This window comes from Janthinobacterium sp. BCJ23 (assembly GCF_059617945.1).
The window spans coordinates 187,897-201,662 of sequence record NZ_JCAQAW010000002.1; the positions used below are offsets into that span (position 1 = coordinate 187,897).

The window sequence follows — 13,766 nt, forward strand, 5'->3', positions numbered from 1 at the left end:
AATGAGGGATTTGACGAAACCATCCATGACTTCGCATAATTTATATTATGTCAAATTATGGGCGGAGGTGGGCGACACTTTTAGTACATTCAGACTCTCTTACGCATCACAAGAAAAGTAGCCAGGCGTTTGGACCTTTTGTCATCATCACCCAGCGCCACCTCGCCCTCATGAAAACCTAAAGAATGCCAAAATATAGAAAAATTTCTCAGCCATTGAAAAAACCTAATGGCCGAGAACCATTGCACCAACCTACTTAGGCAGCAGCCAACTTACGACGATTAGTAAAGTCAGTGCGCCACTGCTTAAGTAATTCAATATCTTCCTTCAATTCAACCGCTTCTGGAATGAAAGCTGGAACTTCTTGAGATTGGCTATGCTCATAAAATGAATATTTGGTCATCAATCTATCAATAAGATGGCAATCTTCCGCTTCAATTGAGTGTATTGTCCCAAGCCGGTTATCAGTTGTTATGCTTCGACGATGACGTTTAACGACCTCGTTGAAAAGATCGTCTTCGACAGTGCGCTCTAATAACTTCCGGAAATCGCTGCATATCCCCTGAGCTAAACCGCGATACGTCTCAGCACCATCCACATCACCGATCTTTTTTGCCGCATCAATTCGAGTTGTTAGTATATTATTTGCCTTCTCAGTCTTCCCATTCCATACGGCTTGTTCAACAGGATGACCCGCAGCACCCGAAAATGCTTCAATGCATAACTGAGTGAAATTTTTCTTTTTCCAATCTTCGCCTATTTTCTTTGCTGCGTCATCCATTAATCCATACAGTGAAAGTCTATGTGTAAACACCAAAACTTGTCGACTTTTTGCTAGCTCAGCCAGACGCACAGCAACGTTCCATTCAAAATCATGATCCAAAGAGGAAATAGGATCATCAAAAATAAATGGGGCAATTTGCGGCTTCTCCGCCACATCTGCTAAAAATGCTGCAAGTGAAATAATTCTTCGTTCACCTTCACTCAGGATGGCCTCAGGCATTGCTTGATCATTTTTTACGCCCTTCAATCTTAGCTGATGATATACCTTGGCTCGACTCGTTCGACTTTTCACAAGCTCAATTTGAATTCTCCGTGCGCCTAGTGCTTGCAATTCTTTATTGAACCTCGCCACATATGCTTGAGTAATGAACTTTTCTGAAACATCACTTGCTTTAACGGATATTTTCCTCGAATTAGTCAGCGCCTTCCAAGATTCATAGATTTTGATTTTCTTCAACCGCTCGATTTCTATAAGAACAGCTGCCGCCTGTTGCGATACCCATTTCTGTGCTTCCAACTCTAATTTGGCGTTTTCAGCTTGACCTCGATCAAATCCCATTGCATCCATATCATAGCGTTGAGCTTCCGACTCTAGCTGCAAAACATAATCACGAAGTATGCGTAAGTTCTCAGTCTGCTCATCAACAGGAATAGCTATTTCATTTGCTTCATCAGTCAATAAACTATTTCGAACCTGTATAACCATAGTCCAAAAACTGTAAAAATTCTGCTTCCATTCATCAGTACTAACGCCAGCGGCCTCACACTGCGTATCAATCTGTTGTTGATTTAAAGCAACAGGAAGATTTTTTAGTACGTCACCATAAAGTATCTCTGCAGACTTAGCCTCGGCTTCCAACTTGCTATGTACAAACGCCTCAAAATCTTTAAGTCGTTGTTGGGCGTCGATGTTTAACTCTTGATGACACAAGACACAAAATGCATCGTTAGTTACTGGAAAAACCTGTTGGGGATATGCGGTGGCAGAATATGCTTTTGCTGCAAGCCAGAGAGCGCGCCAGGTGGGTGATCCAACACCATCTAATCTTGCAGATACAACTTGCGCCGCTTCAGTCGCAATTTTCCGTTTAGCCCATGCGTCGCTTCGAAGCATTCTCACAAGTTCAATATGAGCCAAACCATAATTTTTCGTGGCGTGATTTAGGTTGGTGATTAAATGTTCCACCTGCAATTTTGTTGCTCTCTTTTTCCTGGCAAGTGCTGCTGGATCGACTACCTTTAAGCGCTCAACTAGTTCATCGAGCTTATTTCCATCCAGTTCTGTCCAACTAAGCAGGTTTTTGAGCGCTAATTCTTTTATCCCTTGGAGCGCTAGATACTGCTTTGCACACACAGTTGGAAGGAAATTAGCAGGAACTTTAGGAAGCACACTAATCAATCGATCCTGCTCTGCTTGCAAATAATCTTTAATACTATCGCTTGCGGAAGCCAACGATTCAAACATGGCCACCATAGGCGGTGTGTATGCCGCAGCATTTTCCTTGCTTAAATAATATCCAGCCTCGTCGCTATCAAAAATATCCGTGGCGCGAATTCTGTCAATTACTTCACCATTGGCAATCCATTCGATTGCGGTATCTTCGCCGCTGTACTTATAAGAAATAGTACATTTTTTATCGATAGGTATAGGCTGAAACACGTTGTGTTTTAGGTCTGTTGCCCTAGGCTTCCCAGATGCTCTTTTAAGAATCCGAGAATAACTAGATTTGCCCGATCCATTGTGGCCATAAATTATAGTTAAATTTCCTGGCCCAAAAACCAACGGCTGTCTCGGACAAAGATTTTCGATGCCGACAACGCTACCGATAGAATTCAGACGAAGTTCATGTCCACCATCTCCTCCGACAATCAGTCCTTCGAATATCCGATTTTTAGTGACGAGTTGACCGGCAGGAGTCTTGAGAATGGCCGTAATTTCCAACATATCGTCATCACTGAGTACACCTTTTCTCATTAGCCTATCAGCTGCGACTTGAAGCCACTCCTGTTGCGTCAAAAGCCATTCATGAACATCCTCTTGAATTGTCGACATCAAATTTTCCTTTATGGTATTTCATAAATTGGCATTAAAATTTCTATCATCTCAATTTTACTTAGTAACGATATCCATATTATCAGAAAAAAAACTAAGTCCGTGAGACAAATAATTTAATTTGCACAGATTTCAAAATCCATAAAGAAATAAATATGAACCGGTGGTTTTATTGCAACAATTTGTTGTTCTATTGAAATCAATATACATGCATACAATTGCAAAAAAAGTTATTTATTGAAGTCACCTCGTCTTGCGCGTTCAGAAATTCCATGGCAGCGAAACTCGTCCTTAAAACATCGCTCACATACCCGTAGACGCAAACAGTAACGTGCTTGTTGCCCCCCCCATTTCGGTACCCCAAGCATGTACATAAAATCTCCAAGCATCCTAGTCCGGTTGACCGCCCGCCAGTTGGTGCGCCTAGAATTGCGAATGATCCAGTACTGGTTGCGGAATTCATCCTCAATTAACTCAAGTATCCGCAGTGAATTAGCATCAAAATTTGCCATATCACGTCCCTCCTCCTCATCAATCAAGGTGGATAAACTGTCAGAACGGACAATCGTCCACCACTTGTGGCAATCCCGGAGCTGTCGCCAGGTACACGACGCCGAGATTGTTGTTGCACCAGGTCTGCAAGCCGTCCATGCAATGGCCGGAAAGCGCCTGAAATGCGACCTGTGCGGCGCGCAGCATGTTTGTACAGAACGGCACCCGCCATACGTCGACTTCCGGCACACGATGCCCCTGGAGCGGAAGTAGCGTTTCTGGTCAAGCGCCCTGCACTGCATTTCCTTGCCGCAGTATTTCGCTATGTAGCTGGCGATCTTGTGCGCGCCGGCCACGCCGAAGCCGAAACGATGCGGGTCACGGACGTGGACTTGCCCCATTTGTTCGCCGTTCGGGCCGCGCCCCAGGATGCCTTGCCAGATGGAGCGCAGCAGTGCATACATTTGCCGCCCGGCGACGGGCTACACCGACTATGCCCCCTATGAAGAGAGGCGCCGGCAATCAAACGAAAAAGACTACCTCAGGTCCTTGCGCAACCGACAGTTGATCCTTGCAAAGCGAAGCCAAATCGGCTTCTCGACCAGCATTCAGAGCACCTCATGCCAGCAAATATAGAACGTAATGATTCTCATTTATAGTATAGTGCGCACAGTTTTTCTTCTTATAACCTTGCGCCCATGCCATCGATGCCATCCTCACGCCCTACTCCATTCCCTGCCCATCATCCCCTCGCCGCCCGCCTGATCCTCGCCGGCCTCCTCATTGCCAGCGTGCCACCGTCCGTCTACGCGCAAGCAACGTCCAGCGCGCCCAACCCGCTTGCCACTGTGGTCGTCACAGGCCAGGCCGAAGCGGATGCCGGCGGGCAGATTGCCAAGAGTGCGCGGGCTGGCTTGCTGGGGGAAAAAGACTTGCTCGACACGCCGTTCAGCGTCAACAGCTACACCAGCCAGCGCATGCTGGACCAGCAGGCGCTGACTCTGGCCGAGGTGCTGGGCGGCGATCCGTCCACCCGCTTCACGGGCCAGATCGGCGGCGTCACGGATTCGTTTTTCATCCGCGGTTTTCCCCTCAACGAGGGCAATCTGAGTGAAGTGGCGTTCGACGGCGTGTATGGCGTCTCGCCCAATTACCATTTGTTTACGGAATACCTGCAAAGCGTCGAGGTGCTCAAGGGGCCGGCCGCCTTGCTGTACGGGATGTCGCCGAATGGTGGCGTGGGCGGCGTCGTCAATGCCGTGCCGAAACGCTCGCTGCCGCGCGACTTGACGCGTTTGACGCTCGATTACGGCTCGGGCTCGCAGGCTGGCGCGGCCATCGACGTCAGCCGCCGTTTCGGTGAAGAGCGGCGTTTCGGCATCCGCTTCAATGGCTTGCACCGCCAGGGCCATACGCCGCTCGACTACCAGACTTCGCGCGCGGAAGTGGCGGCCGTCGCCCTCGACTACCAGGGCCAGCGGCTGCGCGCCTCGCTCGACGTGATCGAGCAATACCAGTGGATCGACGCGCCCACGCGCCCTTTCCTCGTGGCCGCGCGCCTGCCCGTGCCCGAGGCGCCGGACGGCCGGCGCAACATCGCCCAGTCGTGGGGCTGGTGGAAGTCCAACGACCTGGCCACCTTGGGCAAGATCGAATACGATGTGAACGATAAAGTGACCGTGTTCGCCGATCTGGGCGGCACGCGCTCCGACGTGTCGCGCTATTCGGACCAGACGCCGACGATCACCAGCGCGGCCGGCGACATGACGGTCACGCCCATGAACTGGAAATTCCGCGTGCGGCGCGCCAGTGGCGACACGGGCGTGCGCACACGCTTTCGCACGGGCGGCGTCGAGCATGCGCTTGTCGTGATGGGCAATGTCTACCGCGACGAGTTTGGCAGCGTGAGCAATTCAGGCAAGCTCATCACCTCGAACATCTACCATCCCGTGGCCGTGCCCGACCCCGGCATTGCCGCACCGGCCCGCGTGCCGAAACTGTCCGCGTCCACCATCTCCAGCCTGGCCGTGGCCGATACGCTGGACATGCTGGACCAGCGCGTGCAGTTGACCCTGGGCGTGCGCCGCCAGCTGGTCGAATCAAAAAACTACAACGCCATCAGCGGCGCGCTGACCACGCACTACAAGCAAGGCGCCTTGACGCCGCTGGCCGGCATCGTCGTCAAGCCGCTGCGCCACGTGTCGCTGTATGCGAACTATATCGAGGGCCTGAGCAAGGGCGATATCGCCCCGAACATCGCCGACAACGCGGGCCAGGTCTTCGCGCCCTACAAGAGCAAGCAATATGAAGTGGGTACGAAGGCCGATTTCGGCGTCGTGCTGGCGACGCTGGCCGTGTTCCAGGTGACCAAGCCCAGCGGCCAGTTGTATGGCAAGGTCTACAGCATGGATAGCGAGCAGCGCAACCGGGGCCTGGAGCTGAACCTGTCCGGCGCCGCCAGCAAGGCCGTGCGCCTGCTGGCCGGCATCACCTTGCTCGACGGGCGCCTGGTAAAAACCAACAACGCCGCCACCATGGGCAAGCGCCCCGTGGGCGTGCCGACGTCGATGGCCAACCTGGGCGGCGAATGGGATCTGCCGTACTGGCCGGGCCTGACGGCCACGGGCGCCGTCAGTTACACGAGCAAGCAGTTTGTGGATCAGACGAATCTGCAATCGGTGCCGTCGTGGACCAAGGTCGACCTGGGCTTGCGCTACCGCACGGCCATCGCCGGCAAGGCGACGACCTTGCGCGCCGGCTTGATGAACGCTTTCGACCGCCATTACTGGGCCGGCGTGGCCTCGTATGGCACCGTTTCGCAGTCGGCGCCCCGCACCATGCAATTGTCGGCCGCCGTCGATTTCTGATTTGTCGATGCGCTTGCCGCGGGCTTGACTATCTTTCCTTGGTTTAATTTTTACTGCCTATGCCCATGCTTTCCATGACCCTGGCTGCATTGTCCTTGCAGTCCACATCGTCCGGTTTTGCATCGATCAGTTGAATCAGGGATAAAAGATGGGCCTTGTTCTGCGCCAATCGCACTTCCAGCGATTCGATATCGGCAATCTTCTTTTTCAGCGCGGCCATCAGCTCATCATGTTTCCATGATGAGCTATCCTCGGGCAAGACTTGCTTGATTTCGTCCAGGGAAAAGCCCGCCTGCTGCGCGTCGCTGATAATGGACAGTACCGCCACCGCTTCCAGAGGATAGTCGCGGTAGCCATTCGATTGCCGGCTCACGGCTTTCAACAAGCCCCTGGATTCGTAGAACCGAATCGTGGAGGCCGCCAAGCCGCTGCGCTTGGCCAATTCACCAATTTTCATCACTTCCCCGCTGATTTTTTGTGCTTGCCTGTCCGTGTCATCAGGACGCCATGCTCAACTATAAGCTTGAAGCCAGCTTCAATGTCAAGCGACGGGTGATGGCGCAAGGGAGATTGCAATTTTTTCGATTCAGGGCTTGACCTTCAAGTTAGCTTAAAGCTTATCGTGAGGCTATCGCAACCTTGGAGATCAGCATGAAACCCTTTACCGCACTGACATTACCGAATGGGACCGTCGTTCCGAACCGTCTTGCCAAGGCCGCCATGGAAGAGAACATGGCCGACAAGGACCACGCTCCCTCGGACGAGCTGATACGCCTGTACCAGTCGTGGGCGGACGGTGGCGTGGGCCTGATGATCACCGGAAACGTGATGATCGACCGCCGCGCCATGACGGGCCCAGGCGGCGTGGTGCTTGAGTCTGACGAATTTGGCGCGCGCTTCGAGCAATGGTCGCGCACCGCCCGTTCACGCGGCGCGCAGGTCTGGATGCAGATCAACCATCCAGGGCGCCAGATGCCCGCCGCCCTGGGACAGGAAACCATCGCGCCGTCAGTTGTGCCCATGGACCTGGGCAACTTTTCAAAGCAATTTTCGGCGCCGCGCGCAATGACGGAGGCCGACATTGCCGACGTGAAGCAGCGCTTTGTCAACAGCGCCCGGCTGGCGGAGCGCTTTGGCTTTACGGGCGTGCAAATCCATGCCGCGCACGGCTACCTGATCAGCCAGTTCCTCTCCCCTCTGACCAACCAGCGCACCGACCGCTGGGGCGGTTCGCTGGAAAACCGGGCGCGGCTGCTGGTTGACGTCGTCAACGAGGTGCGGCAAGCCGTCGGCAAAGGCTTTGCCGTTGCCGTGAAGCTCAATTCGGCGGATTTCCAGAAAGGCGGATTCAGTTCGGATGACGCCAAGCAGGTGGTTTCCATGCTCAATATCCTGGGCGTCGACCTGATTGAATTGTCCGGCGGCAGTTATGAAGCCCCTGCCATGCACGGCCAGACCCGCGACGGACGCACCCTGGCCCGCGAAGCCTATTTCCTCGAGTTCGCCAAGGATATCGCCACGGTGGCAAGCATGCCCATCATGGTGACGGGCGGCATACGCCGCTACCAGGTGGTGCAACAAGTGCTGGACAGCGGCATTGCCATGGCGGGCATGGGGACGGCCTTGGCAATAGACCCGCAACTGCCTGAAGCATGGCGTTCCGATCAATCGGCAAGCCCCTTGCTCCGGGCCATTACGTGGAAAAACAAGGTGCTGTCGTCCATCGCCTATATGGCAATGGTCAAGTATCAGCTGCGGCGCCTGAGCCAGGGCAAGCATACCCGGCCCAACGTGGCACCTGCGCTGGCGCTATTGATACAGCAATGGGACACCGCCATCCGGAACCGGCAGTATCGCCGCCGGATGCATAGCGGCTTTTAATGGAGTTTTTCCCAATCAAACATGGAAGGTGCAAGCAATGAACATGAAAATCGCCGCGGCGGTATCCGCATTGGTATTGAGTATTGCCACAAGCCCGTCCCGGGCGGAACACGCTGTCGAAAACAGGCAGCTCATCATTGATATCGCGGGACATGCCGTCCCGGTGGCCGCTGGCGGCCTGTATCACCGCTTTCGCTCGAATCCGCCTTTGTCCGTCATCGCAGCGGAAGCGCCGGAGCTTGACCTGAGCTGGTTCAAGGAGATGCAAAAAGAAAAGGTGTCCATCGGCTTTGACTCGTATTCGCCGAACTTCTATTACAGGAACCGCAAGATCACGGCCGTATTTACGGCCGACCTCGCGCGCTTGAAGGAGCTGATGCCGGCAGACATACTGAAGCAAGTCCAGCCGCTGCAAGTGTGGCCAGGCCGGGGCGCGGTGGCATTGACGGCCTATGCGTATGAGTATTGCGACAACGACAGCTACAATGAAATTTCATTGGCGATTGTCACCAGCAAGCCGGGCAGCGCCAGCTTTGGCCCGTTCACCTTGCTGGGCCAATCGCTGTCCAAGGATTTCTGGGGCTATGTGCTCAAGCTTCCCGTCAACACGGAACTGGCCAGGGTGCGTGGCGTGGTTGGCTACAATCTGCCCAAGTGGCTGACCGGTATCGAGGTGAAGGAAACGGACGCAAGCGTTTCCTTTGAAGTCATCGATAGCGCAACGGGCAAGCTCGATTTTGTTTTTGCAGGCAAAAAACTGGGCGACCTGTCGCACACGGCCGATGTGGTGAGCAACAGCTTCACCAACAAGGATGGCGCCGGGAAACTCACGTATGGCTATGCCGTTTCCCGCCAGTTGAGCCACGCGTCGAGCACGAGCGCGGAATCGGTCGGCCTGCAACTGGGCGACGGCAGCTTTTCGACCTATCTCAAATCATTAAAGCTGGGAAAGATGATGAAATATGAATACGTGCCGGAATTTCAAAGCGCGCTGTATGCGCCGAAGCCATTATTGTCAGGTCATTAAAAATAGGCCATTAACAGCCTACTTGCCCGGCGTTTCGTGATCCATGGCCGCCGTGGCAAGGGCGCGCACCTCTAGCGGCATGGACTCCTTGCGCTCGCTGTAGCGGCTGGTCAGGTAATCGGAGCGGTCGCGCACCACCAGGGTGAATTTATACAGTTCTTCCATGACGTCGACCAGGCGGTCGTAGTATGGCGACGGCTTCATGCGGTCGTTGTCGTCAAATTCCTGGTATGCCTTGGCAACGGACGACTGGTTCGGGATCGTCACCATGCGCATCCAGCGGCCCAGCACGCGCAAGCCGTTGACGGCGTTGAACGATTGCGAGCCGCCCGACACTTGCATCACGGCCAAGGTACGCCCTTGCGTGGGACGCACGCTCCCCATTTCCAGCGGCAGCCAGTCGATCTGCGACTTGAACACGCCCGTCACGGCGCCATGGCGTTCCGGGCTGCACCAGACCTGGCCTTCCGACCACAGCGACAGTTCGCGTAGCTCCTGCACCTTGGGATGATCGGGGCTGACGCTGTCGACCATGGGCAAGCCATGCGGGTCGAACACCCGCGTCTCGGCGCCGAAATGCTGGAGCAGCCGCTCCGCCTCCAGGGTCAGCAAGCGGCTGAACGAGCGTTCACGCAGCGAGCCATACAGCAAGAGGATGCGCGGTGGATGCGTGGCCACCGTCGGCGGCGCAAGTTTATCGAGGGTCGGCGTATCGAGGTGGGCGTCGCTGATGTTGGGCAAGTTATTCATGGTAAATCCTTTCTTGATTAGCTCAGGCGTAGTGCCGGCCAACGCGGCGATAATTAATTCTATAATTCCATAATAATCGAAACATGAAATTGATGTAAACCTGTTTTTCTGCGTACTTGGTACCTGGAAAGACTGTTTGACATGGGATCCGTCGAGACCAAGTGCAGGCCTCGACGAAGCGCCGCATTACATTGTCACAACATCGCCATCGCGGCGAATTTCGTCTGCCTGCACACTTTCATGCTCACACTGGTCTTTTGCCTTCGGGGCGAAACGCAGAATCAGGCAAGCAACGATGGCCGACAGGAGAGAGCCAAGCAGGATGCCGATCTTGGCTTCCTCGACATACGCTGGATGGCCAGGAAATGCCAGCCCACTGATGAACAGGCTCATCGTAAAACCGATACCACAAAGCATCGAGACCGCATAAATTTGCAGCCAGGTGCTGCCGCGTGGCTTGCCAGCAAGTCCACTCTTGACCGCCAGCATGACACCAGCGAACACGCCCAGTTGCTTGCCGAGGAAAAGACCTGCGGCAATGCCAAGCGGGAGCGGCGCCCACATGGCTGATGGCGAGAGTCCGGCGAACGAGACGCCAGCGTTGACGAAACCGAATACCGGGACGATCAGGAAACCGACCCATGGATGCAAGGCGTGTTCGAGCCGGTGCAGGGGCGAATCAGGCGCATCCGGCGTGCCTGGGGATGGAATGTAGGGGATCAGGAAGGCGCCCACCACGCCGGCGATCGTTGCGTGCACGCCCGAGAGCAGCGTGACATACCAAAGCAGGGCCAGGCCGATCAGATACGGCCATAGTTTCATCACGCGAAGCTTGTTCAAGGCAAATAACACCACGACGATGGCGGCCGCGGCGGCAAGTGCGCCGGCATTGATGGAGGCGGTATAGAAAACGGCGATGATGGCGACAGCGCCCATGTCATCGATAATGGCCACTGAAACAAGCAGCAATTTCAAGGACAAGGGGGCATGGCGTCCCAGCAGCGCCAGCACTCCCATGGCGAACGCGATGTCCGTCGCGGCAGGTATCGCCCAGCCATTCATCAGCAAGGGCTGTTTCGCAGTCAGTAAAACGTAGATCGCGGCCGGGAATGCCATCCCCAGCAGTGCGGGCAATGCCGGCAGGCGTCGCTGCTCCCACGTCGAGAGCCGGCCATCGACCAGTTCCCGTTTGATCTCGAGCCCGACCAGGAGGAAAAAGACCGCCATCAGCCCGTCGTTGACCCAGAGGTGGGTTGTCATCGGGCCCAGTTTGTCGCTGAGCACGGGACCTGTTTGCCAATGCAGAAAATGCTGGTAGGCGCCGGCCAGCGGACTGTTGGCGATAATCAGGGCGGCAACGGCCGCTGCCATCAACAGGATGCCGCCCGCCGCGTCACTGGCGAGGAAGCGCTGTAGAACGGAATGGTGTTTCGGTGATGTAGTGGTGCTCATGCCGCATGCTCCTTGAACGAATGGATGCCCACGACGCACCAGGCCCTCCGGGCGCAAGCACGCTCGGCGAGGTCAATGACGGACGAAGTGCCAATACAAGCGCAAGCACAAGCAGGCCGGGCAGGCGTAGACGAGGAGTGGGAAAGGAAAAAGACAGCGCCCGCGGAAAGCGGTGCTTCAATCAGTTGACGCCAATAGAGATGGAACGCTGCGCGCATCATAAAACCTCACGGAAAACGAAAATGTCGTTCTCCGTATTCGGGGTAGCCCCGGGCGCACGCAGCACACGCCGAGTTGTCATTATACCTCAGGCGGGGCTTTCCTTCAACGCGACAGCAGCGGACTGAATCGTCCTTCAAGGTGGCTGGCTTCCCGCTCAGTATGTTGATGTAGATCAATCAATTTTTGTATCGTGTGCAGCAGAATATGATCATTCGCAAGCTTCTGTTCAGCAAATCATGGCTTGCGCCCTGCTCTACGCCCTACCTACTTCATAAGGAATACCATGACACCCACTACCATGAAAGCCGCCGTTGTCGAGCAACTGGGCCAGCCGCTGGTGCTGCGCGATGTGCCTGTGCCGGTGCCCGGCCCCGGCCAGATCCTCGTCAAGACGGAAGCGTGCGGCGTTTGCCACACGGACTTGCATGCGGCACGCGGCGACTGGCCCGTCAAGCCGTCGCCGCCGTTCATTCCGGGCCACGAAGGCATCGGCCTGGTGGTGGCCGTGGGCACGGGCGTGACGGAAGTGCAGCTGGGCGACCGGGTCGGCGTGCCCTGGCTCTATTCGGCTTGCGGCCATTGCGAACATTGCCTGGCGGCCTGGGAAACCGTGTGCGCCGAAGCGCAGTTCGGCGGCTACACCAAGAATGGCGGCTTTGCCGAATACATCCTGGCCGACCCGCGCTACGTCGCGCATATCCCGGCGGGCCTGTCCGCCGTGCAGGCCGCGCCCATCATCTGCGCCGGCGTGACCAGCTACAAGGGCATCAAGGAAACGGGCGCGCGGCCGGGCGAATGGCTGGCCGTGTCCGGCATTGGCGGACTCGGTCACCTGGCCATCGAATATGCGCTGGCCATGGGCTTGCGCGTGGCGGCCGTCGACATCGATGACGGCAAGCTGGAGCACGCACGCGCCCTCGGTGCCGAAGTGACCATCAATGCGCGCCAGGGCGACCCCGTCGCGGCCCTGCGCGAAGCGACCGGGGGCGGCGCCCACGGCGTGCTGATCACGGCGCCGTCGCTCGACGCTTTCCAGCAAGGCGTGGCGATGACGCGCAAGCGCGGCACCTGCGTGCTCGTGGGCTTGCCGCCGGGCGACTTCCCGACGCCGCTGTTCGACGTCGTCGCCAATTGCGTGACGATACGCGGCTCTTTTGTGGGCACGCGCCAGGACATGGCCGAGGCGCTTGCCTTTGCCGCCACGGGCAAGGTCAAGGCCGACGTGGAATTGCAGCCGCTGTCGGCCATCAACGACATCTTCAGCCGCCTGGAACACGGCAAGGTTGCCGCGCGCGTCGTGCTCGATTTCAGCGCGAAGTAAACGCGACGCCAGCATTCCGGTGTGTCGTGCGACGGCAATTTAATTGCCGTTGTTATGATGACTTATCATAAAAACACAACGAGGACACACCGATGAAGCAATCCCTCTCGCGCCTGCTGGCCTGCGCCGCCCTCGCCTTCTCCATTTCGGCCAGCTGGGCCAGCGCGGCCGAGCCAGCCGCGTCGTCACTGCCGGGCCACTATTATCTGCAAGGCGTCATGGAAACGGGCTCCGAACTGCTGCTGAAAAAGGACGGCACGTTCGAATGGATGCTCAGTTATGGCAATACCGACCAGCAAGCGAGCGGCGAGTGGCGTGCTTCGGGCGACGTGGTGACCCTGGTGGCGGGCAATGGCGGCAAGGAACCGCAGTTCCGCGTGTTCGAGGAATCGGAAATGCGCATCCAGAAAGCGGCCGAAGCGGGACTGTGGGTGGCCATCGTCGGCTTCCCCCGGCTGGGGCCGATGGCCGGCGTGGAAGTGAAATTCGAAGCGCAAAGCGGCAAGACGGCCACGGCCGTGAGCGTGGCGAACGGCGACGCCATCGTCCGCATGCCGGCGTCGGAACGCTGGGTGCGGGCGGGCTTGCGCCGCCAGGGCTCGAAAGCCGACTATCAATGGCTGGCCGTGCCAGCGGAGCGCGCGCAGGAGCGCATCGCCGCGTTCGCCGTCACCGATCCCCAATGGCTCAGGGGCCAGGCATTCCAGAAGCTGGCCCTGCGTGTCGTCGAGGGCGGCCTGCAAGTCGACGATGCGGACAATGGCCTGGCCAGGGGCCTGTACGCGAAGCCGGCATCTGGCCAGTAGCACGCGTTTTCCGCCGTCCCATTCTCTGCCGCCTCCCGGCGCCTGGTCCGCACTATCGTCCAGGACAAGGTCCGTGCGCCGTTGACACCCCGCACGGTCTGTCCTATAGTCG

At 56.5% G+C, this 13,766-nt stretch carries 10 protein-coding genes; 5 read left to right on the plus strand and 5 right to left on the minus strand.

All coding sequences use genetic code 11. The features are described from left to right. Positions 1 to 256: 256 nt before the first annotated feature. Positions 257 to 2,836, minus strand: coding sequence for an AAA family ATPase (locus tag AC54AG_RS06895; RefSeq protein ID WP_496629845.1), 2,580 nt, complete (start codon positions 2,834 to 2,836; stop codon positions 257 to 259). A gap of 230 nt (positions 2,837 to 3,066) precedes the next feature. After that, positions 3,067 to 3,792 (minus strand): hypothetical protein, encoded by a 726-nt coding sequence (locus tag AC54AG_RS06900; RefSeq protein ID WP_496629846.1) that lies wholly within the window; start codon positions 3,790 to 3,792, stop codon positions 3,067 to 3,069. A 243-nt stretch (positions 3,793 to 4,035) separates the two neighbouring features. Between AC54AG_RS06900 and AC54AG_RS06905 the strand changes: the two genes are divergently transcribed. Next, positions 4,036 to 6,195 (plus strand): TonB-dependent receptor, encoded by a 2,160-nt coding sequence (locus AC54AG_RS06905; protein WP_496629847.1) that lies wholly within the window; start codon positions 4,036 to 4,038, stop codon positions 6,193 to 6,195. Positions 6,196 to 6,238: 43 nt separating this feature from the next. On the opposite strand, the gene AC54AG_RS06910 is transcribed toward AC54AG_RS06905, so the two are convergent. Then, on the minus strand, positions 6,239 to 6,652 hold the full coding sequence (locus AC54AG_RS06910; protein ID WP_070301678.1) for a MerR family transcriptional regulator: 414 nt from the start codon (positions 6,650 to 6,652) through the stop codon (positions 6,239 to 6,241). Between the two features lie 194 nt (positions 6,653 to 6,846). Here AC54AG_RS06910 and AC54AG_RS06915 point away from each other — a divergent pair, with 194 nt between their 5' ends. Next, entirely contained in the window at positions 6,847 to 8,076 is a 1,230-nt protein-coding gene (locus AC54AG_RS06915) for an NADH:flavin oxidoreductase/NADH oxidase family protein (RefSeq protein WP_496629849.1), read from the plus strand. 208 nt (positions 8,077 to 8,284) lie between these two features. Next, a complete protein-coding gene (locus AC54AG_RS06920; RefSeq protein ID WP_496629850.1) occupies positions 8,285 to 9,103 on the plus strand; it encodes an acetoacetate decarboxylase (ADC) in 819 nt (272 codons plus the stop codon). An 18-nt stretch (positions 9,104 to 9,121) separates the two neighbouring features. Here the strand turns inward: AC54AG_RS06920 and arsH are convergent, their stop codons facing one another. Both arsH and nhaA read right to left on the minus strand, forming a co-directional pair. Beyond that, complete coding sequence (arsH, locus tag AC54AG_RS06925; protein WP_496629852.1) at positions 9,122 to 9,853, minus strand: arsenical resistance protein ArsH; 732 nt, start codon at positions 9,851 to 9,853, stop codon at positions 9,122 to 9,124. A 186-nt stretch (positions 9,854 to 10,039) separates the two neighbouring features. Next, positions 10,040 to 11,305, minus strand: a complete 1,266-nt coding sequence (gene nhaA, locus AC54AG_RS06930) for a Na+/H+ antiporter NhaA (protein ID WP_496629853.1) — start codon at positions 11,303 to 11,305, stop codon at positions 10,040 to 10,042. Between the two features lie 505 nt (positions 11,306 to 11,810). Here nhaA and AC54AG_RS06935 point away from each other — a divergent pair. Beyond that, positions 11,811 to 12,848 carry a zinc-dependent alcohol dehydrogenase gene (locus tag AC54AG_RS06935; RefSeq protein ID WP_331776595.1) on the plus strand — a complete coding sequence of 346 codons (1,038 nt, stop codon included), beginning with the start codon at positions 11,811 to 11,813 and terminating at the stop codon, positions 12,846 to 12,848. Positions 12,849 to 12,940: 92 nt separating this feature from the next. Beyond that, positions 12,941 to 13,654, plus strand: a complete 714-nt coding sequence (locus AC54AG_RS06940) for a hypothetical protein (RefSeq protein WP_070301671.1) — start codon at positions 12,941 to 12,943, stop codon at positions 13,652 to 13,654. Positions 13,655 to 13,766: the final 112 nt, after the last annotated feature.

Bases quoted from the DNA above. Each gene is read 5' to 3' on its own strand.
- AC54AG_RS06900 (WP_496629846.1), bottom strand. From the start codon at position 3,792: ATGTATGCACTGCTGCGCTCCATCTGGCAAGGCATCCTGGGGCGCGGC.
- AC54AG_RS06895 (WP_496629845.1), bottom strand. From the start codon at position 2,836: ATGTCGACAATTCAAGAGGATGTTCATGAATGGCTTTTGACGCAACAG.
- AC54AG_RS06905 (WP_496629847.1), top strand. From the start codon at position 4,036: ATGCCATCCTCACGCCCTACTCCATTCCCTGCCCATCATCCCCTCGCC.
- AC54AG_RS06935 (WP_331776595.1), top strand. From the start codon at position 11,811: ATGACACCCACTACCATGAAAGCCGCCGTTGTCGAGCAACTGGGCCAG.
- AC54AG_RS06915 (WP_496629849.1), top strand. From the start codon at position 6,847: ATGAAACCCTTTACCGCACTGACATTACCGAATGGGACCGTCGTTCCG.
- AC54AG_RS06910 (WP_070301678.1), bottom strand. From the start codon at position 6,652: ATGAAAATTGGTGAATTGGCCAAGCGCAGCGGCTTGGCGGCCTCCACG.
- AC54AG_RS06940 (WP_070301671.1), top strand. From the start codon at position 12,941: ATGAAGCAATCCCTCTCGCGCCTGCTGGCCTGCGCCGCCCTCGCCTTC.
- nhaA (WP_496629853.1), bottom strand. From the start codon at position 11,305: ATGAGCACCACTACATCACCGAAACACCATTCCGTTCTACAGCGCTTC.
- arsH (WP_496629852.1), bottom strand. From the start codon at position 9,853: ATGAATAACTTGCCCAACATCAGCGACGCCCACCTCGATACGCCGACC.